This window comes from Micromonospora sp. BL4 (assembly GCF_003667505.1).
In the GTDB taxonomy this organism is placed as follows: Bacteria; Actinomycetota; Actinomycetes; order Mycobacteriales; family Micromonosporaceae; genus Micromonospora.
Window position 1 is genome coordinate 72538 of sequence record NZ_RCVJ01000135.1, and the last position, 24726, is coordinate 97263.

The 24726-nt window shown below is 71.9% G+C and carries 23 protein-coding genes; 14 read left to right on the plus strand and 9 right to left on the minus strand.

What is annotated here, in order from left to right; genetic code table 11:
- The first annotated feature begins 110 nt into the window (after positions 1 to 110).
- On the plus strand, positions 111 to 527 hold the full coding sequence (locus EAD89_RS16100) for a hypothetical protein (RefSeq protein ID WP_233578728.1): 417 nt from the start codon (positions 111 to 113) through the stop codon (positions 525 to 527).
- A 105-nt stretch (positions 528 to 632) separates the two neighbouring features.
- On the opposite strand, the gene EAD89_RS16105 is transcribed toward EAD89_RS16100, so the two are convergent.
- The 3 genes from EAD89_RS16105 to EAD89_RS30490 all read right to left on the minus strand — a co-directional run bounded on the left by EAD89_RS16105 (position 633) and on the right by EAD89_RS30490 (position 2554).
- Positions 633 to 848, minus strand: a complete 216-nt coding sequence (locus tag EAD89_RS16105) for a GntR family transcriptional regulator (protein WP_233578732.1) — start codon at positions 846 to 848, stop codon at positions 633 to 635.
- A gap of 91 nt (positions 849 to 939) precedes the next feature.
- Positions 940 to 1866, minus strand: coding sequence for a hypothetical protein (locus EAD89_RS16110; protein ID WP_199733525.1), 927 nt, complete (start codon positions 1864 to 1866; stop codon positions 940 to 942).
- Between the two features lie 334 nt (positions 1867 to 2200).
- Positions 2201 to 2554 carry a hypothetical protein gene (locus tag EAD89_RS30490; protein ID WP_121676293.1) on the minus strand — a complete coding sequence of 118 codons (354 nt, stop codon included), beginning with the start codon at positions 2552 to 2554 and terminating at the stop codon, positions 2201 to 2203.
- Between the two features lie 476 nt (positions 2555 to 3030).
- Between EAD89_RS30490 and EAD89_RS16120 the strand changes: the two genes are divergently transcribed.
- A complete protein-coding gene (locus tag EAD89_RS16120; protein WP_121676294.1) occupies positions 3031 to 5211 on the plus strand; it encodes an FUSC family protein in 2181 nt (726 codons plus the stop codon).
- 233 nt (positions 5212 to 5444) lie between these two features.
- Positions 5445 to 6482 carry an aminotransferase class V-fold PLP-dependent enzyme gene (locus EAD89_RS16125; RefSeq protein WP_121676295.1) on the plus strand — a complete coding sequence of 346 codons (1038 nt, stop codon included), beginning with the start codon at positions 5445 to 5447 and terminating at the stop codon, positions 6480 to 6482.
- 93 nt (positions 6483 to 6575) lie between these two features.
- Here the strand turns inward: EAD89_RS16125 and EAD89_RS16130 are convergent, their stop codons facing one another.
- Both EAD89_RS16130 and EAD89_RS16135 read right to left on the minus strand, forming a co-directional pair.
- The gene (locus EAD89_RS16130; protein ID WP_158610744.1) at positions 6576 to 7070 is read right to left on the minus strand and encodes a peptidoglycan-binding protein; all 495 of its coding nucleotides are present in this window, start codon (positions 7068 to 7070) and stop codon (positions 6576 to 6578) included.
- A 122-nt stretch (positions 7071 to 7192) separates the two neighbouring features.
- A complete protein-coding gene (locus EAD89_RS16135; protein ID WP_121676309.1) occupies positions 7193 to 8365 on the minus strand; it encodes an acyl-CoA dehydrogenase family protein in 1173 nt (390 codons plus the stop codon).
- A gap of 98 nt (positions 8366 to 8463) precedes the next feature.
- On the opposite strand from EAD89_RS16135, the gene EAD89_RS16140 reads away from it, so the two are divergent.
- Genes EAD89_RS16140 through EAD89_RS16150 form a run of 3 tightly spaced genes read left to right on the plus strand, consistent with a single transcriptional unit; the run spans position 8464 to position 11779 of the window.
- Complete coding sequence (locus EAD89_RS16140) at positions 8464 to 9129, plus strand: TetR/AcrR family transcriptional regulator C-terminal domain-containing protein (protein WP_121654467.1); 666 nt, start codon at positions 8464 to 8466, stop codon at positions 9127 to 9129.
- A gap of 56 nt (positions 9130 to 9185) precedes the next feature.
- Positions 9186 to 10643 (plus strand): aldehyde dehydrogenase family protein, encoded by a 1458-nt coding sequence (locus tag EAD89_RS16145; protein WP_121676297.1) that lies wholly within the window; start codon positions 9186 to 9188, stop codon positions 10641 to 10643.
- Positions 10640 to 11779 carry an alcohol dehydrogenase catalytic domain-containing protein gene (locus tag EAD89_RS16150; protein ID WP_233578734.1) on the plus strand — a complete coding sequence of 380 codons (1140 nt, stop codon included), beginning with the start codon at positions 10640 to 10642 and terminating at the stop codon, positions 11777 to 11779. Before EAD89_RS16145 ends, EAD89_RS16150 begins: the two co-directional genes overlap by 4 nt.
- 88 nt (positions 11780 to 11867) lie before the next feature.
- Here EAD89_RS16150 and EAD89_RS16155 read toward each other — a convergent pair whose 3' ends face one another.
- Positions 11868 to 12797 carry an SDR family NAD(P)-dependent oxidoreductase gene (locus EAD89_RS16155; protein WP_233578736.1) on the minus strand — a complete coding sequence of 310 codons (930 nt, stop codon included), beginning with the start codon at positions 12795 to 12797 and terminating at the stop codon, positions 11868 to 11870.
- A gap of 159 nt (positions 12798 to 12956) precedes the next feature.
- Entirely contained in the window at positions 12957 to 13814 is an 858-nt protein-coding gene (locus EAD89_RS16160; RefSeq protein WP_121654465.1) for an SPFH domain-containing protein, read from the minus strand.
- 222 nt (positions 13815 to 14036) lie between these two features.
- Between EAD89_RS16160 and EAD89_RS16165 the strand changes: the two genes are divergently transcribed.
- From EAD89_RS16165 to EAD89_RS16200, 8 genes are all read left to right on the plus strand, one after another.
- Positions 14037 to 14798 carry an ABC transporter ATP-binding protein gene (locus EAD89_RS16165; protein ID WP_121654464.1) on the plus strand — a complete coding sequence of 254 codons (762 nt, stop codon included), beginning with the start codon at positions 14037 to 14039 and terminating at the stop codon, positions 14796 to 14798.
- The gene (locus EAD89_RS16170) at positions 14785 to 15477 is read left to right on the plus strand and encodes an ABC transporter ATP-binding protein (RefSeq protein ID WP_089016639.1); all 693 of its coding nucleotides are present in this window, start codon (positions 14785 to 14787) and stop codon (positions 15475 to 15477) included. The genes EAD89_RS16165 and EAD89_RS16170 overlap by 14 nt, the downstream gene beginning before the upstream one ends.
- 49 nt (positions 15478 to 15526) lie before the next feature.
- Positions 15527 to 16777 carry an ABC transporter substrate-binding protein gene (locus EAD89_RS16175; RefSeq protein WP_199723396.1) on the plus strand — a complete coding sequence of 417 codons (1251 nt, stop codon included), beginning with the start codon at positions 15527 to 15529 and terminating at the stop codon, positions 16775 to 16777.
- A 12-nt stretch (positions 16778 to 16789) separates the two neighbouring features.
- Positions 16790 to 17671, plus strand: a complete 882-nt coding sequence (locus EAD89_RS16180) for a branched-chain amino acid ABC transporter permease (RefSeq protein WP_121654462.1) — start codon at positions 16790 to 16792, stop codon at positions 17669 to 17671.
- Entirely contained in the window at positions 17668 to 18681 is a 1014-nt protein-coding gene (locus EAD89_RS16185; protein ID WP_121676299.1) for a branched-chain amino acid ABC transporter permease, read from the plus strand. The genes EAD89_RS16180 and EAD89_RS16185 overlap by 4 nt, the downstream gene beginning before the upstream one ends.
- A 77-nt stretch (positions 18682 to 18758) precedes the next feature.
- Entirely contained in the window at positions 18759 to 19391 is a 633-nt protein-coding gene (locus EAD89_RS16190) for a transcriptional regulator (protein ID WP_233578737.1), read from the plus strand.
- A gap of 151 nt (positions 19392 to 19542) precedes the next feature.
- Positions 19543 to 21111, plus strand: a complete 1569-nt coding sequence (locus tag EAD89_RS16195) for a DHA2 family efflux MFS transporter permease subunit (protein WP_121654460.1) — start codon at positions 19543 to 19545, stop codon at positions 21109 to 21111.
- A gap of 11 nt (positions 21112 to 21122) precedes the next feature.
- Positions 21123 to 21731 (plus strand): TetR/AcrR family transcriptional regulator, encoded by a 609-nt coding sequence (locus EAD89_RS16200; protein ID WP_121676300.1) that lies wholly within the window; start codon positions 21123 to 21125, stop codon positions 21729 to 21731.
- A gap of 47 nt (positions 21732 to 21778) precedes the next feature.
- Here the strand turns inward: EAD89_RS16200 and EAD89_RS16205 are convergent, their stop codons facing one another.
- Positions 21779 to 23698 (minus strand): helix-turn-helix domain-containing protein, encoded by a 1920-nt coding sequence (locus EAD89_RS16205; protein WP_121654501.1) that lies wholly within the window; start codon positions 23696 to 23698, stop codon positions 21779 to 21781.
- Between the two features lie 14 nt (positions 23699 to 23712).
- Positions 23713 to 24495, minus strand: coding sequence for a 3-hydroxybutyrate dehydrogenase (locus EAD89_RS16210; RefSeq protein WP_121676301.1), 783 nt, complete (start codon positions 24493 to 24495; stop codon positions 23713 to 23715).
- Positions 24496 to 24726: the final 231 nt, after the last annotated feature.

Below are 24726 nucleotides of genomic sequence, written 5' to 3' on the forward strand. Positions count from 1 at the left end.
CTCCCGGGGGTCGCGTTTGCCGAGCGCAGGCGCGACTCCCGGCAGGAAAGTCGTTGATTTGGTCCTAATGGTGCCCAGGCAGGTTAAGGGCCACTTCCCGGAGATGGGAGGTGGCCATTCTGCTGTCGTACGGCAGACATGCGCAGCAATCGCGGTTGTCGTGCGCGGGCGCTATCGGGAGGGTGGTGACCGTGACGGACATGCTGAGGGTCCAGGACCTGCGCGAGGCGTGCGCAATGCTGCTGGACGCGGTGGAAGAGCGGTTCGGGCCGGGAATCGATCTGTCGAGCGTCGGTGTCGACGCCTACTGGGACGTCGACCTGAGGACCGCGTTTGAGGTGAGGGAGGACCCGGCACAGGGGATCGACGTCGGGCAGAGCAGCGACGACATCGCGGAGCTGCGTAGGCTGCTGCGCCGTCCGGCGGACGACGTGCCGGTGCTCTGGCACGACCTGCAACACCTTGCCGGGGCGCTGCGGCTGCTGGCCTATCTCGACCTACCAGCCACGGAAGCCGACGGGAGCTGAGGCCAGCCGCTGTGACTGGTGCCGAATGTTGCTGGTGGAGGAGGCAAACCTTGGGTAGGCGGGTGGCCGTGGAGTTACCTCGCTTCTCGCCAGATTGCGTGGTCGCTACTCGGCGACGAAGACTCCCACTCCCGGCAGGGTCTCCGTCATCCCCTTGATCCGTAGCACCTGCATGGCTCGGTCGATCACCGGCTCGGTGACCCCGTAGTGCTCGATCAACTCTCGGCGACTGGGCAGCTTGGAGCCAGGCTGGAACTCGCCTGACGCGATGCGTTCGGCGAGGTCGTCGGCAATCTGCTCATAGCGGTAACGCGGTGGCACGGTGTTCCCCCCGATTGGCAACACGAGTAGACCACCTACATCAGCCCTCGACTACCCAACGGCAGCTCGCCGAGAGTTCACACCGAAGCGGTCACTCCAGCACGGCTGAGTGGCTGGTCGCGGTAGACGAGACGCGATCCACCGGGGGAAGACTCCACAGCAGGAGCTGGAAGGGGTCCTCGCCGCAGGTGAGCCAGGTGCCGTCGCCGAGCGCCATCGGGCTCTCCGAAATGGGCATCGGGTACTCGACCTGACCGAGCACGTCACCCTGCGACGCGTCGACGAGCCAATGCTGCGGGCGACCGTACTCCTCGTCGTTCTCGTCGGCGCTCGCGATCACCGTGTGCTCGTCGACGAAGCCGCACAGGTAGTCCCAGTAGGGCTCCTCCGCCGTATCCGACGGCGGCTGCCGGTGTGGCTGAAGCTGGTCGGCGGCGACCTCGTGCAGCACCGCTCCGTCGGGAAGCCGATGAATCGCCAGATCTCCCTGATGGTGGGCGACCGTGAGCAACAATTTTCCGGAGGGGCTGACGTCGATGAGGGAACGGTCGTCGTCCCCGATCGAGGTGACGGTGAGTTGGGCGCCGTCCCACCGGCCCCACCGCAGCGGGACACCGTCCTGGCCTTCGCCGATGCTGATGCCCATCTGGCCAGGGTCGGGGTGGGGAACGTGGTGGGAGCCGGCGGCTGCGGTGCCGGTCGAGGCCCGTCCCAGGACGCGACCGTCGGTGGCGTCGATGACGAGCCACTCCTCGTCGTACTCCGGCTCCGCGTCGTCGGGCAGAGGGGTGCGTACGTGCGCCCACACCGTCGAGCCGTCCGCACTGATGGAGCACGAGCCCTGATCGGGGTAGCGGTGCTCGTCGGTGTCCGCGTACTCCTCGTAGGACTCGTGCAGCGACGTGCAGGAGGAGCCCCAGCACGCGTGCCGCACGCTCCAGCGCAGCGCGCCGGTCCGGTCAACCGCGTGCAGCGCGTGCTGACCGCTGAAGACCGCCAGATCGAGAGTGGGGCTCACGGCATCCACCCCGCCTGCCCGACGTGGCCATGGCGCCGGAAACCGCGCGGCGGGGGTGGCGTCACCGGCGAGGAGCCGGTCGAGGTCGTATGCCGACAGCGCGTCGTCCCGGCGGATCACGACGAGCCGGCGATGCGGCCACCGCTGGACGGCGGGCGTGTCGGCGGTGCTGGCCATATCGGGTACGCGAGGGGCGTTCGACGGCATCCGAAAGGACGTCACGAGGTGAGGGGTGAAGCGCACCGGAGCATCCTGCCAGAGTGCGCTCCACGGCTCTGGAGCGTCGTGGTCGTTGCCGCTTTGGCGTTCGCCGATGGCGTCAGACTGCCTGGGGTTACGGCGTGTTGGTCTCGTCGCAGGGGCGACCGATACCGAGGTTGACGCGGTCCTGCCCCCCACTCGACCGGACGATGAGCGGTAGGCAGGTCGAATTCGCGACCCACGTGCCACCGACGAAGGCCATCCACTTGGCTCGTCCATCGTTCGGCGCGCAGGCGTGCACCTGGGCGGTCGCCGCGGGCGTGGTGGGCGCACCCCACCCGATCCGCGCGTCGTCTTCCCACCCCGGTGCCACCTGAAGGTCGACGACCGCGCCGGCGCGGATGACGAGCCCCCATTTGGCGAATAGCCGAGCCGCTGGATCGGCCTCTCCGGATTCCGCGACCGACAGCATCGCCCTGTCCGGCACGGCTACGTCTTCTCCCACTAATCGATAACCCGGCGGTAGTTCCGGCATCGCCTCCACCGACGGCGTGCACGGTGGCTCGACACCGTTGTCACGCGTCGCGGCGCCTCCGACAGGCGGCCCGGGCGGTTGGCGCGAATCGCGTGGGGACGTACAGGCGGTCAGCATTGCCAGCAGGCACAGGACGCTCACCCCCAGGACCGGCCCGGTCCGGCTGCCCGGCGAGGGCTCCGGGCGGACCGGGACCCACGCGTCCCAGATCTCCGGAGAACTCGAATCCATTCGATATTCATAGCAAAATTGGGCAGGTAATGATCGCCGAGTACGTTCCTGTCATACCCGACGCCCTCGACAGTTGGTTGCCGAACGCTACCGGCTGGTGACCGCGGGCTGTTCGGCGCGAAACCCGCCGCCACCGGACCTCTCGGTGAAGAATGGTGGACCGGGGAGGGTGCTGCGACGGACCCGGGGGAGCAGGCGTGCTCGGAACCAGCCTCCTGGGCCGGCTTCGCGGCCGTGACCCTGGGGATGTCGTCCTGCGGCGTGCGGCACGGCTGACCCTCGTCGCCTCCGCTGTCTTCTACGCCTGCCGCTACGGCGCGGACAGTCCGATGCTCGCCACGTACGGCCTGTTCGGCGTCGTCGCCGCCGGGTCGTTCGCGCAGCTGCCCGGTCCGGCGCCCCAGCGGGCGCGGATCCTCGTCACGTCGCTGCCGGCCGTCTGGGCGCTGATCGCCGCGGGCACCCTGCTGGCGTGGAGCACCTGGGCGGCGGCCGGCGGAATGCTGGTCATCGGGTTCGTCGTGGCGTTCGCCGGTGTCGCCAACTCGCGCCTGGTGGGGCTGGCCAGCGCGTTCCAGCTCTTCTACATCCTGGCGTCCTTCCCGCCGTACGAGCCGGACACCCTGCCGGAGCGCCTGGGTGGGGTCACGCTCGCCGTCGTCCTGCTCGCCGTGGCCGAGGTGGTCCTCTGGCCCGATCCGGTGCCGGTCACCTACCGGCAGCGACTCGCCGAGGCGGCGGACGGCGTCGGGACGTTCCTCGACGACACGGCGGACGCGCTGACCCACCCGACCGGTGGTCGGGACACGCGGCGCGAGCGCGCGTACGACGCGGTGGCCGCGCTCGCCTTGAGCCGCAATCCTCCGGCGTGGGCGCCCACCGCGGCGGGCGCTCAGGACCGCGCGTTGCGAATCTGCGCGGCGGCGTTGCGGGAGGTGCTCGCCGAGGCGGACCGGTTGGCGGCGGACGCGCCGCCGGAGCCGATCCCGGACCTGGCGGCGGTGCGGTTGCTGCGCTCGTGCGCCGACACGACCCGTGCCGCCGGCCGGAGCCTGTCGCCGGGCGGGCCGCCGGTCGACCTCGGCGGCCTGGACGTCGCGGTCGGGCGGGCCGAGGCGGCGTACCCCGTTGGAGAGGGCGACGCCCGCGCCGCGCCGGACGTGCCCCGGTTGTGCCGGGACGCGACCGCGCTGGCCCTCGCCGCCCAGGTGCGTGTCCTCGCCGTCGGTACCCGGGTGGCCAACGGGTCGCGGCTCGACGGCGAGGATGCCTACTCGGGGCTGTTCGAGTACGCGCGGCACGGCCCATGGACGCTGTACTGGCGGCAGTTCCGCGCCCACCTGGCGCCCCGCTCCGCCCACCTGCACAGCTCGCTGCGGCTGGCTGTGGCGCTGGCCGTCGCCCGGGTGGCCGCCGGGCTGTTGCAGCTCACCCACGGCTTCTGGGTGCTCCTGGCGACCCTCACCGTCCTGCGCACCTCGGCGGCGAACACCCGCACGGAGCTGCGGCCCGCCGTGCTGGGCACGATCGTCGGCGCCGTCGTCAGTGGTGGGCTGATGCTCGTCATTCAGGAGCCGATCGTCTACGCCGTCGCGTTGCCGTTCACGCTGATGCTGGCCTTCGGCGTCGGTCGCCTGTTGGGGCCGGTCTGGCAGCAGGCGTTGTTCACGGTGCTGCTGACGTTCGTCTTCGCCCAGCTCGCCCCCGAAGGATGGCGACTCGCCGCGGCCCGCCTGGTCGACGTCGTGCTCGGCGCCGTGATCGGTGTGCTCGCCGGAGTGGCGATGTGGCCGCACGGCGCGAGCCGTGACCTGCGGCGCAACGCCGCCCGCTACCTCGCGGCCTGCGCGGACGTGGTGGAGCAGACCGTCCAGGCGGTGCTCGGCGGCCCCCCACCCGATCGTGCGCTCGACCGGGTCCGCAGGAGCACGACCCTGGTCGACTCGTCCTACTGCCAGTACCACTCGGAGCGGCCCGATCCGCCGAGCCGGGGCGTGGACTGGGAGGCCGTCCTGGCCACCGGGCACCGCGCGGTGCCCGCCGCCGAGTCGCTGCTGCGACGCAACCCACCCGGCTGTCTCGCCGGTTGGCCCGCGGCGGCGGCGTTGCTGCGCGACTCCGCAGGTCAACTGCGATCGGGGTACGACGACCTCGCCGACGAGGTCGCGCACGGCCGGTCGTCGAGCCCGGTGCCCGTGCCCACCAACTGCGTCGACGAACTCGACCGCGTCCGCCCGTTGCTGGGCGAGGTCGGCTCCCGGTCCTCGATCCGGCATCTGGTGGAGGTCGACCGGTGGCTCGCCGGCCTCGCCGACAGCCTCGCCCGGGTCCGCCCGCCCGGGGGTGGTGACGCGTCCAGTCGAGGCGGGAAGTCGTGACGAGTCGCTCGGGCGGGCCGGTGGTGTCGGGCAGTGTCGATCGTGTCGGGCTCGGCCGGCAGGATGCTCGTGAGCGGTATACCTGAGAGTCATATTTATACCTCTGAGTCATCACGCTCGTCAGGGACCAGCCCGCCCGCGCGCGGCCGGCAGGTGACTCGTCCATGCGCGGCAGGCCGCCGGTCGCCGATTGGTCGTGCCCATCCCCGACCGTCCGGCCTAGCGTCGGAGTCATGGAGATCGAGCAGGCACAGAAGCTCTGGCAGCCGGAGCCCGGCTGGTTGAACACCGCCTCCTACGGCTTGCCACCCGAGCCGGCCTGGACGGCGATGCAGGCGGCGCTGGCCGACTGGCGGGTCGGTCGCACGTCCTGGGAGGGCTGGGGCGACTCGGTGAACCGGGCGCGGAACGCGTTCGCCGGCCTGATCGGGGTGCCAGGCGAGGACGTGGCGGTCGGCGCCACCGCCTCGCAGATGCTGGCGCCGGTCGCGGCGGCGCTGCCGGCGGGGTCGACGGTGGTGGTCCCCGAGGTCGAGTTCACCTCGAACCTCTTCCCCTGGCTGGTGCAGGCCGAGCGGGGCATCACGGTGCGCACCGTGCCCGCCGACAAGCTGGTCGACGCGATCGACGCCGACACCGACCTGGTCGCGTTCAGCCTGGTGCAGTCGGCCGACGGCGCCGTCGCTGCGTACGACGAGATCGTGGCCTCGGCCCGCGCACACGGCGCGCTGGTCGTGGTGGACGCGAGCCAGGCGTGCGGCTGGCTGCCGTTCGACGGGAGCCTGGCCGACGTGGTCGTGGTGAGCGGCTACAAGTGGGTGATGGGCCCGCGTGGCTGCGCGTACGCCTATCTGGCCCCGTCGTTGCGCGACCAGCTGCGTCCGGACGCGGCCGGCTGGTACGCGGGCCGCGACCCGCACGCCTCCTACTACGGCCCGCCGCTGCGGCTGGCCGACGACGCCCGCCGGTTCGACATCTCACCGGCCTGGTTCAGCTGGGTGGGCGCGGCGCCCGCCCTGGAGCTGGTCGCCGAGATCGGCGTGCCGGCGATCCAGGCGCACGACGTGGCGCTGGCCAACCGGTTCCTGACCGGGCTGGGCCGGCCGCCGGGGGAGAGCGCCATCGTCACCGTCGACGTGCCCGACGCGGAGCGGCGACTGGCGGCGGCCGGCATCCGGGCGGCGGTGCGCGCCGGGCGGGTCCGGGCCTCCTTCCACGTCTATTCCACCGAGGCCGACGTGGACGACGCCCTCACGGCGTTGGCCGGCTGAGCCCGCCAACGGGCGGCCCACCGAAGCGCCGGTGAGCCGGACCGGCCGGCCGTGCCCTGCGGGGTCACGGCCGGCCCGCGATCGCCGTGGTGGTCAGGAACAGACGCTCAGGTTCGCGGAGGTGTAGGAGAGCATTCCCCACTCCAGGTCGGGCCCCTCAGGGATGTCCCACCTGCCGTCCGCGCGCCGGCCGAAGTAGGCGAAGTTGGTGCCGAGCCCGTCGTAGTAGAACCATCTCTCGCCCTCGAAGAGGCGGAGGCGGGTGGCTGCCTTGGCGAAGGTCTTAGGACCGACGACGCCGTCGCTGACCAGACCTCGGTCCAGTTGCCACCGCTTGGTGGCGGCCGTCGTCGCCGGCCCGAAGCGGCAGTCGACGCCGGACGCGGCGAGGTAGCCGTCGGCCTTCAGAATCGTCTGCCACATGGCGACCACGTTGCTGTACGAGCGCGTCGACGCGGAGATGGGGCCCTCGTCGCCCCAGTCGTCGGTCCAGGTGCCCGAGCCGGCGATGTACCCCTGGCTCACGCTGGCGGACGCTGGTGCGACCGAGATGGCGACAGTGCCGATCGTGGCGACGACCATCGCCATCGCAGCGGCTCTGGATCGTAGGAACATGCGCATCCCCCTCTGGCTGTGCGGGCGGGTTGTGCCGGAAACACGATCGGCGGCCCTGTCCCGTTGCACCTCAGTCAGGAGGCGGACACTGTGTCTCAGGCCAGGTGACCGCCGATCTTCGTGTACCCGCGCAGCAGGTCCCGCGAGATGATCAGGCGCTGCATCTCGTCGGTGCCCTCGAAGATCCGGTAGAGCCGGACCTGCCGGTACCAGCGCTCGATGGGCAGCTCACGGGTGTAGCCCATGCCGCCGTGGATCTGGAGCACCCGGTCGACCACCCGGTTGACCATGCCGGCGCCGTAGAGCTTGCCCATCGACGAGGCGTGCCGGGGATCCATGCCCTGGTCGACCGTCCACGCCGACTTCAACACGAGCCAGCGGGCCGCCTCCAGCTCGGTCTCCGAGTCGGCGATCATCCACTGGATGGCCTGGTTGGTGCCGATCTTCGAGCCGAACGTCTCCCGGGTGTTGGCGTGGTCGATGGCCATCTGCAGGACCCGCTCGGCGATGCCGATGGCGTGCGACGGGATGGTGTAGCGGCCCTTGCCGATCCACTCCATGCCGAGGGTGAAGCCCTGCCCGATCTCGCCGAGGATGTTGCGGTGCGGCACGCGTACGTTGTCGAAGATCAGCGACGCGGGCCCGCCCTCGCCCATGGTCTGGATGAACTCCGAGCGCCAACCCATCGACCGGTCGACCAGGAACGCGGTGGCGCCGCCGTTGCGGGCGCCCTTCTCCCGGTCGGTCACGGCCACCACGATGGCGAAGTCGGCGTCGTTGCCACCGGTGATGAACGTCTTCTCGCCGTCGAGGATCCAGTCGTCGCCGTCGCGGCGGGCCGACAGCCGGATGTTCGCCGCGTCCGAGCCGGCGCCCGGCTCGGTGATCGCGAAGCAGGAGCGCCGCTCGCCCTCGATGGTCGGGATGAGGAACTCCCGCTTCTGCTCCTCGGTGGCGTGGAACAGGATGTTGTCCGCCTCGCCGCCGAAGCGGAACGGCACGAACGTGTGGCCCAGCTCGGTCCAGATCAACGACTGGAGCACGGCCGGCAGGTCCATCCCGCCGTACTCCTCCGGGGTGGCCAGACCCCAGAAGCCGAACTTGCGCGCCTTGAGTTGCAGCTCGCGCACCTCGGAGTGGTCCAGACCCGGCTGGTGCGCCCGCTCCCGGCGGAGCACCTCCGCCTCCAGCGGCATCACCTCGCGGCGGATGAACGACCGGACGGTGTCCCGCACCGCCCGCTCCTCGTCGGTCAGCGAAAAGTCCACGGTGGTCCTCCTGGCGTCGGTGCTGCCGGTCACCCTTAAACTAGCGGTGTAAGTTTTGTCGCGTCCAGACCCCACGGTCGAGACCCGCGAGGAGCGCAGTGCCCCGACCACGCCAGCCCCGGCTCACCCGGCAGCTCATCGTCGAGACCGCCACCGCGGTGATCGACGCCGAGGGCCTGCCGGCGTTCTCCACCCGGCGGCTCGCCGCCGAGCTGGGTGTGCGGGGTCCCTCGCTCTACAACCACTTCGCCACCAAGGACGAGATCCTGGACGCGGTCGCCGACACGGTCACCGCAGCCGTCGACACCAGCGGCTTCGCCAGCCGCGACTGGGCCGCCGCCCTGCGCGACTGGGCCTGGTCCTACCGGCGGGCGCTCACCGCCCACCCGAACATCGTGCCGTACCTGGCCCAGGGGCCGGGGCGTCGACCGGCCGCGCTGGCCATGGCCGACGCGGTCTACGGCGGCCTCGTGCGCGCAGGTTGGCCGCCGGCCCGGGCCACCCACATCGGCGCCGCGCTGCGTTACTTCGTGGCCGGGTCGGCGCTCGGGTCGTTCGCGCGCGGCTTCGTCGAGGACCCCGAGCTGTACGCCGCGCACTACCCGCACCTGCGCCAGGCGCACCGGCTCGCCGAGCACCAGCAGAGCGTGGACGAGGGCGCGTTCGCGCTCGGCCTCGACGCCCTGCTGCACGGCCTGGCCGCCGAGTACGCCCGCACCGTCGGCCCCCTCGACCCGGTGGAGTCCGCCCGGTCCAGCGGGTAGCGTCGAAACTCCCAGCGCTAGTTTCATCGCCCATCGCCCACCCCCGAAGGGACGACATGGACCTCGCCGCCGCGCCGTCGCAGCTACTGCCCGACGCCCTGCGCCTCCGGCGCCACCTGCACATCGCCGGCCAGTGGACCGAGCCCACCGCCGGTGACGTGCTCGCCGTGGAGACCCCGAGCACCGGTGAGCTGATCGGGCAGGTGCCGGCCGGCACCCCGGCCGATGTGGACCGGGCCGTGGCCGCGGCCCGCGCCGCCTTCCCCGGCTGGTCGGCCGCCGCCCCCGCCGAGCGTTCCGCTCACCTCGACCGGCTGCACACCGCGCTCGCCGCGCGCGCCGATGACCTCGCCCGCACCATCGCCGTGGAGCTGGGCGCCCCGCTCAAGCTCGCCAGCCGGGTGCACGTGGGGCTGCCGCTGACCGTGCTTCGTGACCACGTCGCGCTCGCCGCCCGCCCACCGATTGAGGAAAGCATCGGCAACTCCCTCGTCGTGCGCGAGCCGATCGGCGTCGTCGGCGCCATCACCCCGTGGAACTACCCGCTGCACCAGGTGCTGGCGAAGCTGGCGCCCGCGCTGGCCGCCGGCTGCACGGTGGTGCTCAAGCCCAGCGAGCTGACCCCGCTGACCGCGTACCTGCTCTTCGACGCGGTCACCGAGGCCGGGCTGCCGCCGGGCGTGCTCAACCTCGTCCCCGGCACCGGCCCGGTGGTCGGCGAGGCCCTGGTCGGGCACCCCGACGTCGACCTGGTCTCGTTCACCGGCTCCACCGCCACCGGCGCCCGGATCATGCGGCTCGCCGCCGACCGGATCGCCCGGGTCGCGCTGGAGCTGGGCGGCAAGTCCGCCAACGTGATCCTCCCCGACGCCGACCTGGCCACCGCGGTCAAGGTCGGCGTCGGCAACGCCCTGCTCAACTCCGGCCAGACCTGCACCGCGTGGACGCGGATGCTGGTGCACCGCGACCGGTACGCCGAGGCGCTCGACCTGGTCGCCGCGGCGGTGGCCGGCTACCGCCTCGGCGACCCCTTCGACCCGGCCACCCGGCTCGGCCCGCTGGTCTCTGCCGCGCAGGCCGAGCGGGTCCGTGGTCATGTCGACCGGGCCCTCGCCGACGGCGCCCGGCTGGTCTGCGGTGGTCCCGACGCCGCGGTGCCATCCCAGGGCCACTTCGTCGCCCCGACCGTCTTCGCCGACGTGCACCCCGACAGCGCGCTCGCCCAGGAGGAGGTCTTCGGCCCGGTGCTCGCCGTCCTCCCGTTCGCCGACACCGAGGAGGCGGTGACCATCGCCAACAACTCGAAGTACGGGCTGGCCGGCGCGGTGTGGTCCGCCGACACCGACGCGGCCCTCGCGGTGGCCCGGAGGCTGCGCACCGGCGCCGTCGACATCAACGGCGCGCCGTTCAACCCCCTCGCCCCGTTCGGCGGCTACAAGCAGTCCGGCCTGGGTCGGGAGCTGGGTGTGCACGGGCTCGCCGAGTTCAGCGAGCTGAAGGCGATCCAGCGATGAGCGACCGGGAGCCGGTGGCCGCGCCGGCGGGCGGCACCGAGCCGTCGTCCGCGCCGGTCACCGTCCGCGCGCTCGTCGCGCGCGGGTCCGGCGCCGAGCTGCGAATCGAGCGGGTACGCCTGCCCGCTCCCGGCCCCGGCGAGGTGCGGGTGACGATCACCGCCGCCGGGGTCTGCCACTCCGACCTGTCGATGGCCAACGGCACCCTCGCGGCGAGGTTCCCGCTGGTGCTCGGGCACGAGGCGACCGGAGTGGTGGCCGAGACCGGGCCGGGCGTGGACCTGGCCGTCGGCACGCCGGTGGTGCTCAACTGGGCGCCGGCCTGCCGGGCCTGCTGGTGGTGCCGGCGCGGCGAGCCGTGGCTGTGCGCCGCCACCACGAGCCCGACCGTGCCACGCGGCGAAACCGACGAAGGCGTCCCACTGCACCTGACCCTCGGCCTGGGCGCGCTCGCCGAGGCGGTGGTGGTACCCGAGCGCGCCGTCATCCCGATCCCCGCCGGGCTGCCCGCCGAACAGGCGGCGCTGCTCGGCTGCGCGGTGCTCACCGGCGTCGGCGCGGTCCGTAACACCGCCCGGGTGACGCCCGGCGAGTCTGTCGCCGTCGTCGGGCTCGGTGGGGTCGGGCTCGCCGTGCTCACCGCCGCCCGCCGGGCCGGCGCCACGACGATCCTCGCCGTCGACGTCGCCGAGGCGAAGCGGGACCTGGCCCTCGCCGCCGGCGCCACCGACTTCCTGCTCGCCGACGACCGGCTCTCCAAGGAGGTGCGGGCGCGCACCGAGGGCCGGGGCGTCGACCACGCCTTCGAGTGTGTCGGGCGCGCCGCCACCATCCGGGCTGCCTGGCGGCTCACCCGGCGCGGGGGAGCGGTGACCGTCGTCGGCATGGGCGCCAAGGACGACATGGTCAGCCTCGGCGCGCTCGACATCTTCCACTCGGCCCGTACGCTGCGCTCCTCGGTGTACGGCTCGTCCGACCCGGACCGGGAGGTGCCGGTGCTGGCCGCCGAGCTGGCCGACGGTGCACTCGATCTGCGCCTGCTGGTCAGCGGCACGATTCCGCTGGACGAGGCGCCCGCGGCGTTCGACCGGCTGGCGCGGGGCGAGGGCGCTCGCTGGGTTGTCACCCTCGACTGAGCCGAAAGGGGTTGGTCGGCGGTCGCGTATCGGTGCCGGTGGGACGGAAAGACCCTTCCTGCACGGTGAGTGTCGGCGGGCCGGGCGGTCAGCCTGGGGTGGGCCGGTTACTGCGTGCTTGCGTGACGCCCAGCCACTCGCCGAGCCGACGGCGGACCCGGCTGCGGCGATATCCGCCGTGCACCGCCCCGGTTGGTGGTGGATCGAACAGCGATCCCGACCCGGGTGGGGCCGTGGCCGGCCTGGTCACGAACGTCGCGCTCCACCGGGCGACCAACGACTCGGTGGCACGTGGTGCCAGTCGGTGGGCGGCCAGCGCCAGGTGTGCGACCAACCCCGTTGTTGCCTGCCTGCGTGGGCGGCGGGCGCACGCGAGGATCTTGGCAGCGAGACGCTCCGGTGCGGACGCGGGCGGGATGGCCCGTAGTTGGCGGCCCGAGTGGTTGGCGGCCCGCTCGAAGAAGGGTGTGTCGACCGGCCCCGGTAACACGAGACAGACCCGTATCCGAGGATGACGGGCGACTGCCTGCTGAAGGTTCAGCGCCAGCCCTCTGATGGCGAACTTGGTCATGGAGTAGAGCGGGACCAGCGGGTTCGGAAACAGTGACAGCAACGACCCGACGAGCACGAGGACCCCGTTGCCCTGCGCCTGGAATGTCGCCATTGCAGCGCGGGCGCACAGCGTGGTGCCGAACACGTTGGTGTTGACCAACCGACGAATCTCGTCCACGGATTCAGAGCCCAGCGGCCCGGCAATGCCGACGGCCGCCGCTTCGACCCAGACGTCTATCTGCCCGAACCGCTGCACCGCCAGCCGGGCCAACCGCTCGACGGCCGCGGGATCTGCGATGTCGGTCGGCACTACCAGCACCTGCCCGCCTCGTGCTCGGCAGTCGCGTTCCACCTCCGCGAGCGCTTCCTGGCTGCGCGAGGCGAGTACCAACCTGGCCCCTTCGGCGGCGAACGCCAACGCGGTCGCGCGGCCGATTCCACTCGACGCCCCCGTGATCAGCACCACGGCGTCACGGAAGGTTCTACGCCTGACCATCACACCTCCCGCAACGCAGACGACATGGACCATCTACCCACGGGCGCGACGATCACTCGCGGGGCGCATCACGGCTGCGGGGCGTGACGTGGGAGCCGGCGCACCTGCTACGGGTGGGCCGGCTCCAGGTCACTTGCCGGTGACGATGCCCGGGTTGATGCAGAGCCCCGGGTTGGCGCCGTTCTTCTCGGCGATCTCCAGGCAGCGGGTCACCTTGTCGACCTTCGCGTTGGTCTCGGTGATCTGCTTGGAGATCTCGGCGTTCTTGCGGTCCTGCTCCAGGTTGCGGGTCTGGGCTAGCTTGTCCTGGAACGCCTTGATGTTGCCCTCGGTCTTCTCGTCGTGGTTCACCCTCGTGATGGTCACCGAGAGGATGTCGACGTCGGCGGCGAGCCGGGTCTCCGCGCTGGTCTTGATGTTCGCCGCAAAGGGCTTCAGGTCGACGTTGAGGTCGCCGGTCTGGGCGTCGATCTTCTCCAGCGGGTTGTACGCGGCGAACGCGTCGTTGACCGCGCTGTCGAGCTGCACGCCCACCCGCTGGCCCCGGAAGCTGTCGAAGTCTCCCTTGTAGTCCATGAACTGCTTCGGCGCGTTCTCCGGCTTGACCTGCCACTCGACGAGCACCTCGACGCACGCGTCGGCGAGTGTGCCGGTACGGACCCGTACGCAGTTGTCGCCGCCGATGTGGTCGTACTTCTGGCGGCCGGCGTCCCACTCGCCGACCTTCTGCCAGGGAGCGACCCACTTCAGGCCGGAGCCGGTCACCTCACCGGTGGGCTTGCCGAAGCTGGTGACGATGCCGACCGAGCGGATGGGCACCGAGTGAGCGCTGGAGGTGACACCGACCAGCAGGGTGAGGGCGAGAAAGACGAGCGCCGCGAGGGCGGCCATCCGCTTCAGCGGCCGCGCCGGGGTGACGAGGGCCAGCACGGCGCTGACCGCCAGGGCGACGGCGAAGACGATCGCCATGGTGAAGCCGACGGGCATGGGGTGGGGACCTTCCACTGGGCTGTGTGGATCATCAACCTAGGGGGGCCGGTCAAGGCGGCGACGCCGGGGAGTGGGGTTTGGGCACGTCTCCTTCCGGCTGAATATGGATGCCATCGACATGGCTCGACTCGCGCGGCCCGCCGTAGGTTTCCTCCACGCGACGGCCCTGTGACCACGGTCACCGACCGGACGTCGCCGCGACCTGCGGAGGATGAGGCGATGGCCGGGCAAGCGCTCCTGTCGGCCCGTGGGCTGACCCGGGACTTCCGGGGCTTCCGGGCGGTCGACGACGTCGACCTCGACGTCGCGCCGGAGAGTGTGCACGCGCTGGTCGGCCCCAACGGCGCCGGCAAGACCACCCTGTTCAACCTGCTCACCGGCTTCCTCCGCCCCAGCGGCGGGCGGATCGAGCTGGACGGGCGGGACGTCACCGGACTGCCCCCGGAGCAGGTGGCCCGGCTCGGCGTGGCCCGCTCGTTCCAGATCACCAGCCTCTTTCCGCAGCTGTCCGCCCGGGAGCACGTCGCGCTGGCCCTCCAGTCGTCCAGCGGGCTGGGCTGGCGGTTCTGGCGCTCGGCGAAGCTCATGGGCCGCTACACCGCGCGGGCCGACGAGCTGCTCGCCATGGTGGGACTGTCCGAGTTGGCCGACGCCCCCTCCGAAGCGTTGGCGTACGGCCGCAAACGGGCCCTGGAGCTGGCCATCGCCCTCGCGCTGGACCCGAAGGTGCTGCTGCTCGACGAGCCGACCGCCGGAATGGGCCTCGAAGACGTCGACCGCACCGTCGAGCTGATCGGCCGGGTCCGCGAGGGCCGGACCGTGGTGATGGTCGAACACAACATGAGCGTGGTCGGCCGGCTCGCCGACACCGTCACCGTGCTCCAGGCCGGCAAGGTCCTCGTCGAGGGCCCGTACGAGCAGGTCCGCGCGGACGAGCGTGTGATCACCGCCTACCTGGGAGCCGCTGATGCTGCGCATTGAGAACCTGTCCGCCTGGTACGGCGAGGCGCAGGTGCTGCGGGACGTCAGCCTGGAGGTCGCGGCCGGCGAGGTGGTCACCCTGGTCGGGCGCAACGGCGCCGGCAAGTCCACCCTGCTGCGCTGCGTGATGGGGCTGCACTCCGGCCAGCGCGGCACGGTCGAGCTGGACGGTCGGGACGTCGGGAAGCTGCCGGCGCACCGGCGGGCCCGACTCGGGTTGGGCTGGGTGCCCGACGACCGGGGCAGCTACGCCACGCTGACCGTCACCGAGAACCTCACCCTGCCGCCCCGGGTGGGCCCGGACCCGTGGTCGCTGGAGCGGGTGTACGAGGCGTTCCCCGCCCTCTACACCCGGCGCGACTCCGCGGCCACCATGCTCTCCGGCGGTGAGCAGCAGATGCTCGCGCTGGCCCGGGTGCTGCGGATGGGCGCCCGGCTGCTGCTCTGCGACGAGCCCACCGAGGGGCTCTCACCACTGTTGGTGCAGCAGGTCGGTGACCTGTTGCGGGAAGCCAAACGGCACGGGGTGACCGTGCTGCTGGTCGAACAGAACCTGCACTTCGCCACCGGCGTCGCCGACCGGCACTACCTGCTGGCCGAGGGACGCGTCGCCGAGGCGATGGACAACTCCGAGGTGCGCTCGCGGGAACGCGAGCTGCTGGCGTACCTCGGGATCTGATTTTCCGACGACGACTCGCGCGATGAGGCGCGGAATGGATGGAGTGGGCATGCGCAGGACGGTGGGTGTGGCCGCGGCGTCGGCCGCGGTGGTGCTGGTCGCCGGTTGTGGCGGCGGAGGGCCCCAGTCGGGCGGCGACCAGAAGCTGACCGGCGACAAGATCGTGCTGGGCGTGCTGAACGACCAGTCCGGGGCGTACTCGGAGTTGTCCGGAAAGAACTCGGTCACGGCGGTGGAGATGGCCATCGCCGACTTCACCGCCAAGTACGGCGACAAGGCGGTGACCAAGGACATCACCGTGGAGACCGCCGACCACCAGAACAAGCCGGACGTGGCCAACTCCAAGGCCCAGGAGATGTACGACCGCAAGGGCGTCGACCTGATCCTGGACGTGCCCACCTCGTCGGCGGCGCTGAAGGTCGCCGACGTGGCCAAGGAGAAGAAGAAGCTCTACTTCAACATCGGGGCGGCGACCACCGACCTGACCGGCAAGAGCTGCAACAAGTACACCTTCCACTACGCCTACGACACGTACATGCTGGCCAACGGCACCGGGAAGACCACGACCGAGCAGATCGGCAAGAACTGGTACATCCTGTACCCGAACTACGCCTTCGGTCAGGACATGGAGAAGAGCTTCTCCACCGCCATCACGGCGGCCGGCGGGAAGGTCGTCGGCAAGGACGGGGCGCCGTTCCCGAACACCAGCGGCGACTTCTCCACCTTCCTTCTCAAGGCGCCGACGCTGAACCCGAAGCCGGACGTGCTGGGCACCATGCAGGCCGGCGCGGAGTTGGTCAACGTGGTGAAGCAGTACAACGAGTTCAAGCTGCGGGACAAGGGCGTCGGCCTGGCGGTGGGGCTGATGTTCCTCACCGACATCCACTCGCTCACCCCGGCCGCGCTGGCCGGCACCACGTACACCGACGCCTGGTACTGGAACTTCGACGCGAAGAACCGCGAGTTCGCCGACCGGTTCCAGCAGAAGGCCGGCACCCGGCCGACGTTCGCGCACGCGGCCAACTACTCCGCCGCGTTGCAGTACCTGGAGGCGGTGCAGGCCGCCGGCACCGACGACGCGGACGCCGTCGTCAAGGGCCTGGAGGGCAAGACGGTCGAGGACGTGTTCCTGCGCAACGGCAAGATCCGCGCCGAGGACCACCGGGTGGTGCACGACGCGTACCTGGCCCAGGTGAAGCCGCAGTCCGAGGTGACCGAGCCGTGGGACTACGTCAAGGTGCTCAAGACGATCCCCGCCGCGGAGGCGTTCCGCGCGCCGTCCGCGGACTGCAAGCTGTGAGCGTGTGACGCTGTGAGTGGATTCGCGCAGAACACGTTCAACGGGTTGGTGAGCGGGGCGTTCTACGCCCTGCTCGCCCTCGGGCTCGCGGTCATCTTCGGCATGCTGCGGGTGGTCAACTTCGCCCACGGCGCGTTCTACATGCTCGGCGCGTTCGGCGCGTACGTGCTGCTCACCGAGGCGGGCGTGCCGTTCTGGGCGGCCCTGGTGATCATGCCGGTGGGGCTGGGTCTGCTGGGCATGGCCCTGGAGCGCGCGGTGATCCACCGGCTGACCAGGCTCGACCCGCTCTACAACTTCCTGCTCACCTTCGGCCTGACGCTGATCCTTCAGGACCTGGTGAAGTTGCGCTACGGCGTGCAGTCCAGCCCGTACGAAACCCCGTCGCTGTTGAGCGGGACGGTGAACTTCGGGTTGTTCGACTTCCCGACCTACCGGGTGTTCATCCTCGGCTTCGCGGTGCTGCTCTGCGTCGCCGTGTGGTGGGTGCTCACCCGGACCCGGATCGGCATGGTGGTCCGCGCGTCCACCGAGCGGCCCGATTTGACCCGCGCGTTCGGTATCGACGTCGGACGCTGGGTGACTCCGGTCTTCGGCTTCGGCATCGGGCTGGCCGGGCTGGCCGGTGTGCTGGCCGCGCCGATGCGCGCGGTCAACCCGCTGATGGGCGCCGACCTGATCATCGTGGTCTTCGCGGTCGTGGTGATCGGTGGGCTGGGGTCCATCTTCGGGTCGGTCGCCGCCGGCTTCGGCATCGGCCTGGTCCAGGCGTGGGGCGAGGCGTACCTGTCGAACTTCCCGATCGTGTCGCAGACGATCGTCTTCATCGTGATGGCCGCGGTGCTGCTCTGGCGCCCGGCCGGCCTGTTCGGCCGTGAGGAGGCGCCGGCATGACCAGCACCGTGGACACTCCGGCCGACGCGCCCCGGGCGGCGCCGCCGTCCGGGCTGGTCACCGTGGCCCGTGCCCCCGGCTGGGTGCGGTACGCGCTGCTCGCCGTCGGGCTGGCCGTCGCCGCGTGGCTGCCCAACGGCCTCTATCCGGCGGTCGCGGTGGACATCCTCTGCTGGGCGTTGTTCGCCGTCGCGGTGGACCTGCTGCTCGGCTTCACCGGGCTGATGTCGTTCGGGCACGCCGCGTTCTGGGGCACCTCGGCGTACGTCACCGGGTTGGTGGCGATCCACGCGGGCCTGCCGTTCCCACTGGCGGTGCTGGCCGGGGCGCTGGCCGCGGCCGTGCTGGCGGTGCCGATCGGCTACCTGGCGGTCAAGCGGACCGGCATCTACTTCGCCATGGTGACGTTGGCCTTCGCGCAGATGGTCTATTACGTCGCCAACGAGTGGCGCTCGGTGACGCAGGGCGAGAACGGCCTCCAGGGGGTGCCCCGGTCGCTGTTCGGCTGGGACCTCACCGACGACTACTACTTCTACTACGCGATCCTGCCGATCGTGCTGCTCGGGCTGGCCGCGGCCTGGCGGATCGTGCACTCGCCGTTCGGTCGGGTGCTGGTCGGCATCCGGGACAATCCGGCCCGCGCGCGGGCGCTGGGCTATCCGGTGCACCGCTACAAGCTCACCGCGTTCGTGCTCTCCGGGTTCATCGCCGGCCTCGGCGGCGGACTGTTCGCGGTCGGCCACCGGTTCGTCTCGCTGGACGTGCTGCACTGGACCACCTCCGGCAAGGCGGTCATCGTGGTGGTGCTCGGCGGGATCGGCACCCTCTGGGGCGGGGTGCTCGGCGCCGGGATCGTGGTTCGGCTGGAGGACTGGCTGTCGTTCTCCGGGTTCGAGGCGATCGGCCTGGTCACCGGCGGCATCTTCGTCCTCGTCGTGGTGCTGTTCCGGCGCGGCATCTGGGGCAGCGCCGCGGCGCTGGCCCGCCGGCTGGTGGCGCGCCGCCGGTAAATTCCCGCGCCGGCGCATCCGCCGCGCGCCCTCGTGGCGTACCCCCGGGTAGGAACACCTACCCGGGGGTACGTCTGGTGCTGACCGATCCGATGCCGGCGGAGGCCGTGGAGACCGCGCTCAAGCGGGTCACGCTGGCGGCCGAGGACCTGGACGGCAACCGGGTCGCCACGGTGCTGCTGGAGCTGGCCGGGGAGTGGGGCGTGCCGGCGCTCTGGGAGCAGATCTGCCAGCCGCTGCTGGCCCGCCTGCCGGGGCGTACGCCCGCCGAGATCGCCGTCGAGCACGCCCTCTGTGCGGGGCTGCGGGTCGGGCTGGACGTGTACCGGCGGGAGCCGGGCCGGTCGTTGCCCACCGGCGGCGTGCTGCTCGCCGGGGCCGAGCGGGAGGCGCACTGCCTCGGCCTGCACGCGCTCGCCGCCGCGCTGCGCGAGCAGGGTCGCGGCTGCCTGCACCTCGGCCCCGCGCTGCCGTGGACCGCGCTGACCAGCGCCGTGTACCGGGCCCGCCCGAGCACCGTCGTGCTCTGGTCGCAGACGCCGGTCACCGGCCGCGCGTACCGCCTGGTGCGCTTCGCCCGGGACTTCCCGCTACTGCGGGTGTACGGCGCCGGGCCCGGCTGGATCGAGCCGCTCGCCGCGCCGGCGACGCGCCTGCGCACGCTGCCCGCCGCCGTCACCGCCTGCCTGGCCGCCCCGCGACCTTGCTGACCTCGGCGGCTGACCGGCCCCGCGACGTGACGCCGGACACATACGATACGGATCGGTTCCGTATCGTTAATGCCGCCAGTACTCTGACCGGAGTTACGAGTCTGGCCCGTATCGTATTGCGCGGCCGGTGAAACCGGGGGGAGAACCGGGCATGGAGCTGCACAACAACACCGGACATCCGAGGAGGTGGGCGATCCTGGGGGTGCTGGTGATCAGCCTCCTCGTCGTCGTCCTCGACAACACGATCCTCAACGTCGCCCTACGCACCCTGGCCGACCCGGTGCACGGCCTCGGCGCCAGCCAGGGCGAGCTGGAGTGGTCCATCAACTCCTACACGCTGGTCTTCGCCGGGCTGCTGTTCACCTTCGGGGTGCTCGGTGACCGCGCCGGACGCAAGCGCTTCCTGATGATCGGCCTGGCGCTGTTCGGCCTGGCGTCGCTGCTCTCCGCGTACGCCCAGGACCCGGCACAGCTGATCGCGGCCCGCGCCCTGATGGGGGTCGGCGGCGCGGCCATCATGCCGGTGACGCTGTCGATCATCTCCAACGTCTTCGACCCGCGCGAGCGTGGCCGGGCGATCGGCGTCTGGGCCGGCGCGGTCGGCCTCGCCGTGGCGATCGGCCCGATCCTCGGCGGCGCGCTGCTGGAGCACTTCTGGTGGGGCTCGGTCTTCCTGATCAACGTGCCGGTGGTGGTCGCCGGCGTCATCCTGGTCGCCCTGCTGGTGCCCGAGTCGCGCGACCCGCGCCCGGGCCGGGTCGACCTGCTCGGCGTCCTGCTCTCCGTGGTCGGTCTGGTCGCCCTCTCCTACGGCATCATCGACGGCGGCGAGCACGGCTTCGGTCGCCCGGTGGCCTGGGGTTCGATCGTCGTCGGCCTGGCGGTGCTGGCCTGGTTCGTGGAGCACGAGCGGCGCAGCGACCACCCGTCGCTGGACGTCCGGCTGTTCCGCCTGCCCCGGTTCGCCGCGCCGGTGGCCATCGTCGGCCTGGTGTTCTTCGCCGCGATGGGCGTGATGTTCTTCAGCTCGTTCTACCTGCAACTGGTACGCGACTACAGCCCGCTCCAGACCGGTCTGCTCTTCCTGCCCTTCGCCGGCGCCCAGCTGATCTTCGCGCCGCGCAGCGCCGCGATGGTCCGCCGCTACGGCGGCCGGGCGGTCGCCACCGTCGGGCTGGCGCTGACCGCGGCGGCGCTCGCCGCGTTCGCCTTCGTCGGCGCGTCCACCCCGATCTGGGTCGTGCTGGTCGTCTTCTTCTTCCAGGGCGTCGGAATGGCCAACATCATGCCGCCGGCCACGGAGTCGATCATGTCGGCGCTGCCCCGGGAGAAGGCCGGCGTGGGCTCCGCGGTCAGCAACACCGTCCGCCAGGTGGCCGGCGCGCTCGGCGTGGCGGTTCTCGGCTCGGTGCTCTCGGCGGTCTACCGGGCCGACGTGGACGGCGCGCTGACCGGCCTGCCGGCGCAGGCCCGTGACGCGGCGAACGAGTCGATCTCCGGGGCGTACGCGGCGGCCGGGCAGCTCGGGCCCGCGGGGCCGGCGCTGATCTCGGCGGCCAACGACGCCTTCGTCACCGCCATGCACTGGGCGGCGGCGCTCTCCGCGGTGGTCGCCGCGCTCGGGATCGTGGTGGTGCTGCGCTGGATGCCCGGCCGGGAGGCCGTGGCGGACGCGCCGGCGGCGCCGGTCGCCGAGCCCGAGTTGGCCGGGACAGCCTAGGTTCGGGGACAATGTCCGACATGACGTCCACTGCCGATGCTCCGCGGTCGCCCGGGCGACCGCGGAGCCTCCGCGCCGATGAGGCGATCATCGAGGCCACCCTCGACCTGCTCGCCGAGGGCAGCACCATCGAGGCGCTCTCGATCGAGGCGATCGCCGCCCGCGCCGGGGTCGGCAAGGCCACCATCTACCGCCGCTGGGCCGGCAAGGACGCGTTGCTGCTGGACGCGCTGCGCCGGCTCAAGGGCATCCTGCCGCAGCCCGAGGGGCACTCCGTCCGGGACGACCTGGTGCTGCTCGTCGGCGCGATCGGGAAGAACGTCGACCCGCGAGCGGCGAAGATCATGCCCTGCCTGGTGCCCGCGGTGAACCGCAGCCCCGACCAGTTCCAGCTCTACCAGAACATCATCGCCCCGCGCCGGCAGCTGATGCGCGAGGTGTTGCGGCGCGGCATCAGCGAGGGTCTGCTCCGGCCGGACATCGACCTGGAGGTGACCATGGCGCTCCTCACCGGGCCGATGCTGATCCAACGGGTGCTGCGCTGGAACCCGGAGCTGGACGAGCGGGCCCTGCCGGAGCAGGTCGTCGACGCTGTGCTGGAGGGCATCCGCGCCCGCTGACCCGTACCCGGCCGGTGGTCAGCCGGCCGGGGTGGCGCAGCCGGTGGTCAGCCGGCCGGGTTGCGCAGCCGGTGCAGGCGCAGCGCCAGCTGCACCTCCAGCGCCCGCTCGGGCCGCTGCCAGTCGGCGCCGAGCAGCTGACCGACCCGCTCCAACCGCTGGGTCACCGTGTTGACGTGCACGTGCAGCTGCTCGGCGGCCCGGGCCAGGCTGCCGCCCACCCCGAAGTACGCCTCCAGCGTCTTCACCAGCGCCGTGCCCCGCCGGGCGTCGTAGTCGAGCACCGGCCCGACGGTGGCGGTGAGGAACTGGGCCACGTCCTTCTCGCCCCGGTCACCGACGGTGCCCAGCAGCAGCCCGACGAAGCCCAGCTCCGCCGTGCTCGCCCCCTGGCCGGAGCGGCCCAGCGCGCCCAGCGCGGTGAGGCACCGATCCGCCTCGTGGAACGCGCCCGCCAGGGTCGCCGGCCCGGCCGACGGGCCGCTCGCCCCGGCGGTCACCGGACGGCCGGTCACCCGGGACAGGTCCCGGGCCACCGCGCGGGCGCTGCCACCGGCGTCCCGCCCGGGCAGCATCAGCACCACCCGACCGTCGCGGGCCGCCGCCAGCCCACCCCGGGCCGAGGCGTACGTGGTGGCCCAGGAGAGCACCCGCTGCCGGGCCGAGCCGGTGGCCGCGATGGCGTCGTCGCCCACCGCCACCAGCACGTGCGGGGCGTCCAGATCCACCCCGAGGCGGCGGGCCCGGCTGCGCAGCGCGTCGGTGTCCCGCAGCGGCCGGGCGATCAGGTCGTCCAGCAGCTCACCGCGGACCCGGCCCTCCGCCTCCGCCACGGTGCGCCGGAACAGCAGCAGCAGCGCGGTCACCAACGCGGCCCGCTCCAGGATCCGCTGGTCGGCGTCGACCAGTTCGTCGTCCGGGCGCAGCACCAGGGCGCCCAGGTTCTCCGCGCCCGCCACCACCGCCGCGTACCAGAGGGGGCCTCGACGCACGCTGCGCCCCTCCGTCCGGGACGCGGCCACCGCCTCGACGATGTCCGCCCGGTCCGGCTCGTCGATCTCACCGACGCGGGCCAGCAGCCGCCCCTCGGCGTCCAGCGCCAGCAGCGCGCCGTCCAGCACCTCGGTCACCGCGGCCGCCACGTCCTCCACCCCGCCACCGCGCAGCACCAGCGCGGTCATCCGGTCGTGTGCCGCCGCGGCCCGCTCCACCGAGCTGCTGTGCGCCCGGATGGTGGTGTTCGCCGCCGACAGCTCGGCCAGCGCCGAGCGGGTCTCGGCCAGCAGCCGGGCGGTGTCGATCGCCACGGCGGCGTGCGCGGCGAGGGAGACCAGCAGCGCCACCTCCTCCCGGGCGAACGGCCGGGCCGAGCGGTTGGCCGAGTAGAGCACCCCGATCGACGTGGAGCCGAGCCGCAGGGGCACCCCGAGGATCGCCACCAGGCCCTCCTCGCCGACCCCGGCGTCGATCTCGCCGGTGTGGTGGAAGCGCTCGTCCTCGCCGTAGTTGGCGGTCACGTACGGCGCGCCGGACTGAGCCACCAGGCCGCCGAGGCCGGCGCCCATCGGCAGCCGCAGCCGCTGGAAACGGGCCGAGACCGACCCGTCGGTCACCCGCATGTACGTATCGCCGCGCTCGTCGTCGTTGAGCGTCATGTAGGCCACGTCGGCGCCGAGCAGGTTGCGGGCCCGGTGCACGATCGCCCGCAGCACGTCGTCCAGGTCGCGCAGCCCCGCCAGGTCGCTGACCGTGTCGTACAGGCCGGACAGCTCGGTCTCCCGGCGGCGCCGGCGCTCCAGCAGCGCGCGGACCCGCAGCGCCACCATCTTCGCCTGCTCCAGCTCGGCCAACCGGTCGGCGGGCAGCCCGGCGGCCCGCGCGGCCACCAGCGGTCCCTCGAACTCGACCGCCGCGGCCTCGCGAGCGAGCAGTTCCAGGAACTCCACCGGCGACGACATGGTCGACATTGTGCTCAGGCCCACTAGTTGGCCGTCCAGCCCCCGTCGAGCGCGATCGACGCGCCGGTGATGAACGCCGCCGGAGGCGAGCAGAGGTACGCCAGCAGCTCCGCCACCTCCTCTGGCTCGATCAGCCGCTTGATCGCCGCCCGGGCCAGCATGATCTTCTCGATCACCTCGGTCTCCGGGATGTCGTGGCTGGCCGCCTGATCGGCGATCTGGCTCTCCACCAGCGCGGTGCGCACGTACGCCGGGTTGATGCAGTTGGCGGTCACGCCGTGCGCGGCGCCCTCCAGCGCCACCACCTTCGACAACCCTTCGAGGGCGTGCTTCGCCGACACGTACGCGGCCTTGTACGGCGACGCGCGCAGCCCGTGCACGGAGGAGATGTTGACGATCCGGCCCCAGCCACGCGCGTACATGTGTGGCAGCGCGCGGCGGATGATCAGGAACGGCGCCTCGACCATGACCCGCTGGATGTACTCGAAGCGCTCGACGGGGAAGTCCTGCACCGGCGCCACGTGCTGGAGCCCGGCGTTATTCACCACGATGTCCACGTCCACGTCGAGGCCGTCCACCGCGGCGGCGTCGGCCAGGTCCACGCCCTCGGCCCGGCCCCCGGCCTCGGCGGCCACCGCCTTGGCCGCCTCCAGGTTGCGGTCCACCACGAGCACCTTGGCGCCGGCCGCGCCCAGCCGCAGGGCGCACGCCCGCCCGATGCCGCTGCCGCCCCCGGTGACCAGGGCGGTCCGACCGGCGAGGTCGACCTGTACGACGTGGGGGACCGCCACGGGTTCTGCCGTCATGGCGCAAGAAGTTACGAGCTGTGTGCCCCCGGGCACATGGCTGGACGACACATACTCCACACCAAAGCTGTGTGGCCCGCCGCGCAGGGCTGGTTCCTCGACCACTCTCGTCGATCATGAAGTCGTGGTGCCCGATCAGCGTGCTTTCGCGGCCTCTGTGACCCACCACAACGCCATGATCGACAGGGGCGGGCGTGTCTCTTGGGGCCCGTGGGAGGGCGGGCAGTAGGG

Coding starts and splice junctions, on each gene's coding strand:
- EAD89_RS16125 (WP_121676295.1), top strand. CDS start 5,445: ATGGAGATCGAGCAGGCACAGAAGCTCTGGCAGCCGGAGCCCGGCTGG.
- EAD89_RS16130 (WP_158610744.1), bottom strand. CDS start 7,070: ATGGCGATGGTCGTCGCCACGATCGGCACTGTCGCCATCTCGGTCGCA.
- EAD89_RS16145 (WP_121676297.1), top strand. CDS start 9,186: ATGGACCTCGCCGCCGCGCCGTCGCAGCTACTGCCCGACGCCCTGCGC.
- EAD89_RS16150 (WP_233578734.1), top strand. CDS start 10,640: ATGAGCGACCGGGAGCCGGTGGCCGCGCCGGCGGGCGGCACCGAGCCG.
- EAD89_RS16160 (WP_121654465.1), bottom strand. CDS start 13,814: ATGCCCGTCGGCTTCACCATGGCGATCGTCTTCGCCGTCGCCCTGGCG.
- EAD89_RS16165 (WP_121654464.1), top strand. CDS start 14,037: ATGGCCGGGCAAGCGCTCCTGTCGGCCCGTGGGCTGACCCGGGACTTC.
- EAD89_RS16170 (WP_089016639.1), top strand. CDS start 14,785: ATGCTGCGCATTGAGAACCTGTCCGCCTGGTACGGCGAGGCGCAGGTG.
- EAD89_RS16175 (WP_199723396.1), top strand. CDS start 15,527: ATGCGCAGGACGGTGGGTGTGGCCGCGGCGTCGGCCGCGGTGGTGCTG.
- EAD89_RS16185 (WP_121676299.1), top strand. CDS start 17,668: ATGACCAGCACCGTGGACACTCCGGCCGACGCGCCCCGGGCGGCGCCG.
- EAD89_RS16195 (WP_121654460.1), top strand. CDS start 19,543: ATGGAGCTGCACAACAACACCGGACATCCGAGGAGGTGGGCGATCCTG.
- EAD89_RS16200 (WP_121676300.1), top strand. CDS start 21,123: ATGTCCGACATGACGTCCACTGCCGATGCTCCGCGGTCGCCCGGGCGA.
- EAD89_RS16205 (WP_121654501.1), bottom strand. CDS start 23,698: ATGTCGACCATGTCGTCGCCGGTGGAGTTCCTGGAACTGCTCGCTCGC.
- EAD89_RS16210 (WP_121676301.1), bottom strand. CDS start 24,495: ATGACGGCAGAACCCGTGGCGGTCCCCCACGTCGTACAGGTCGACCTC.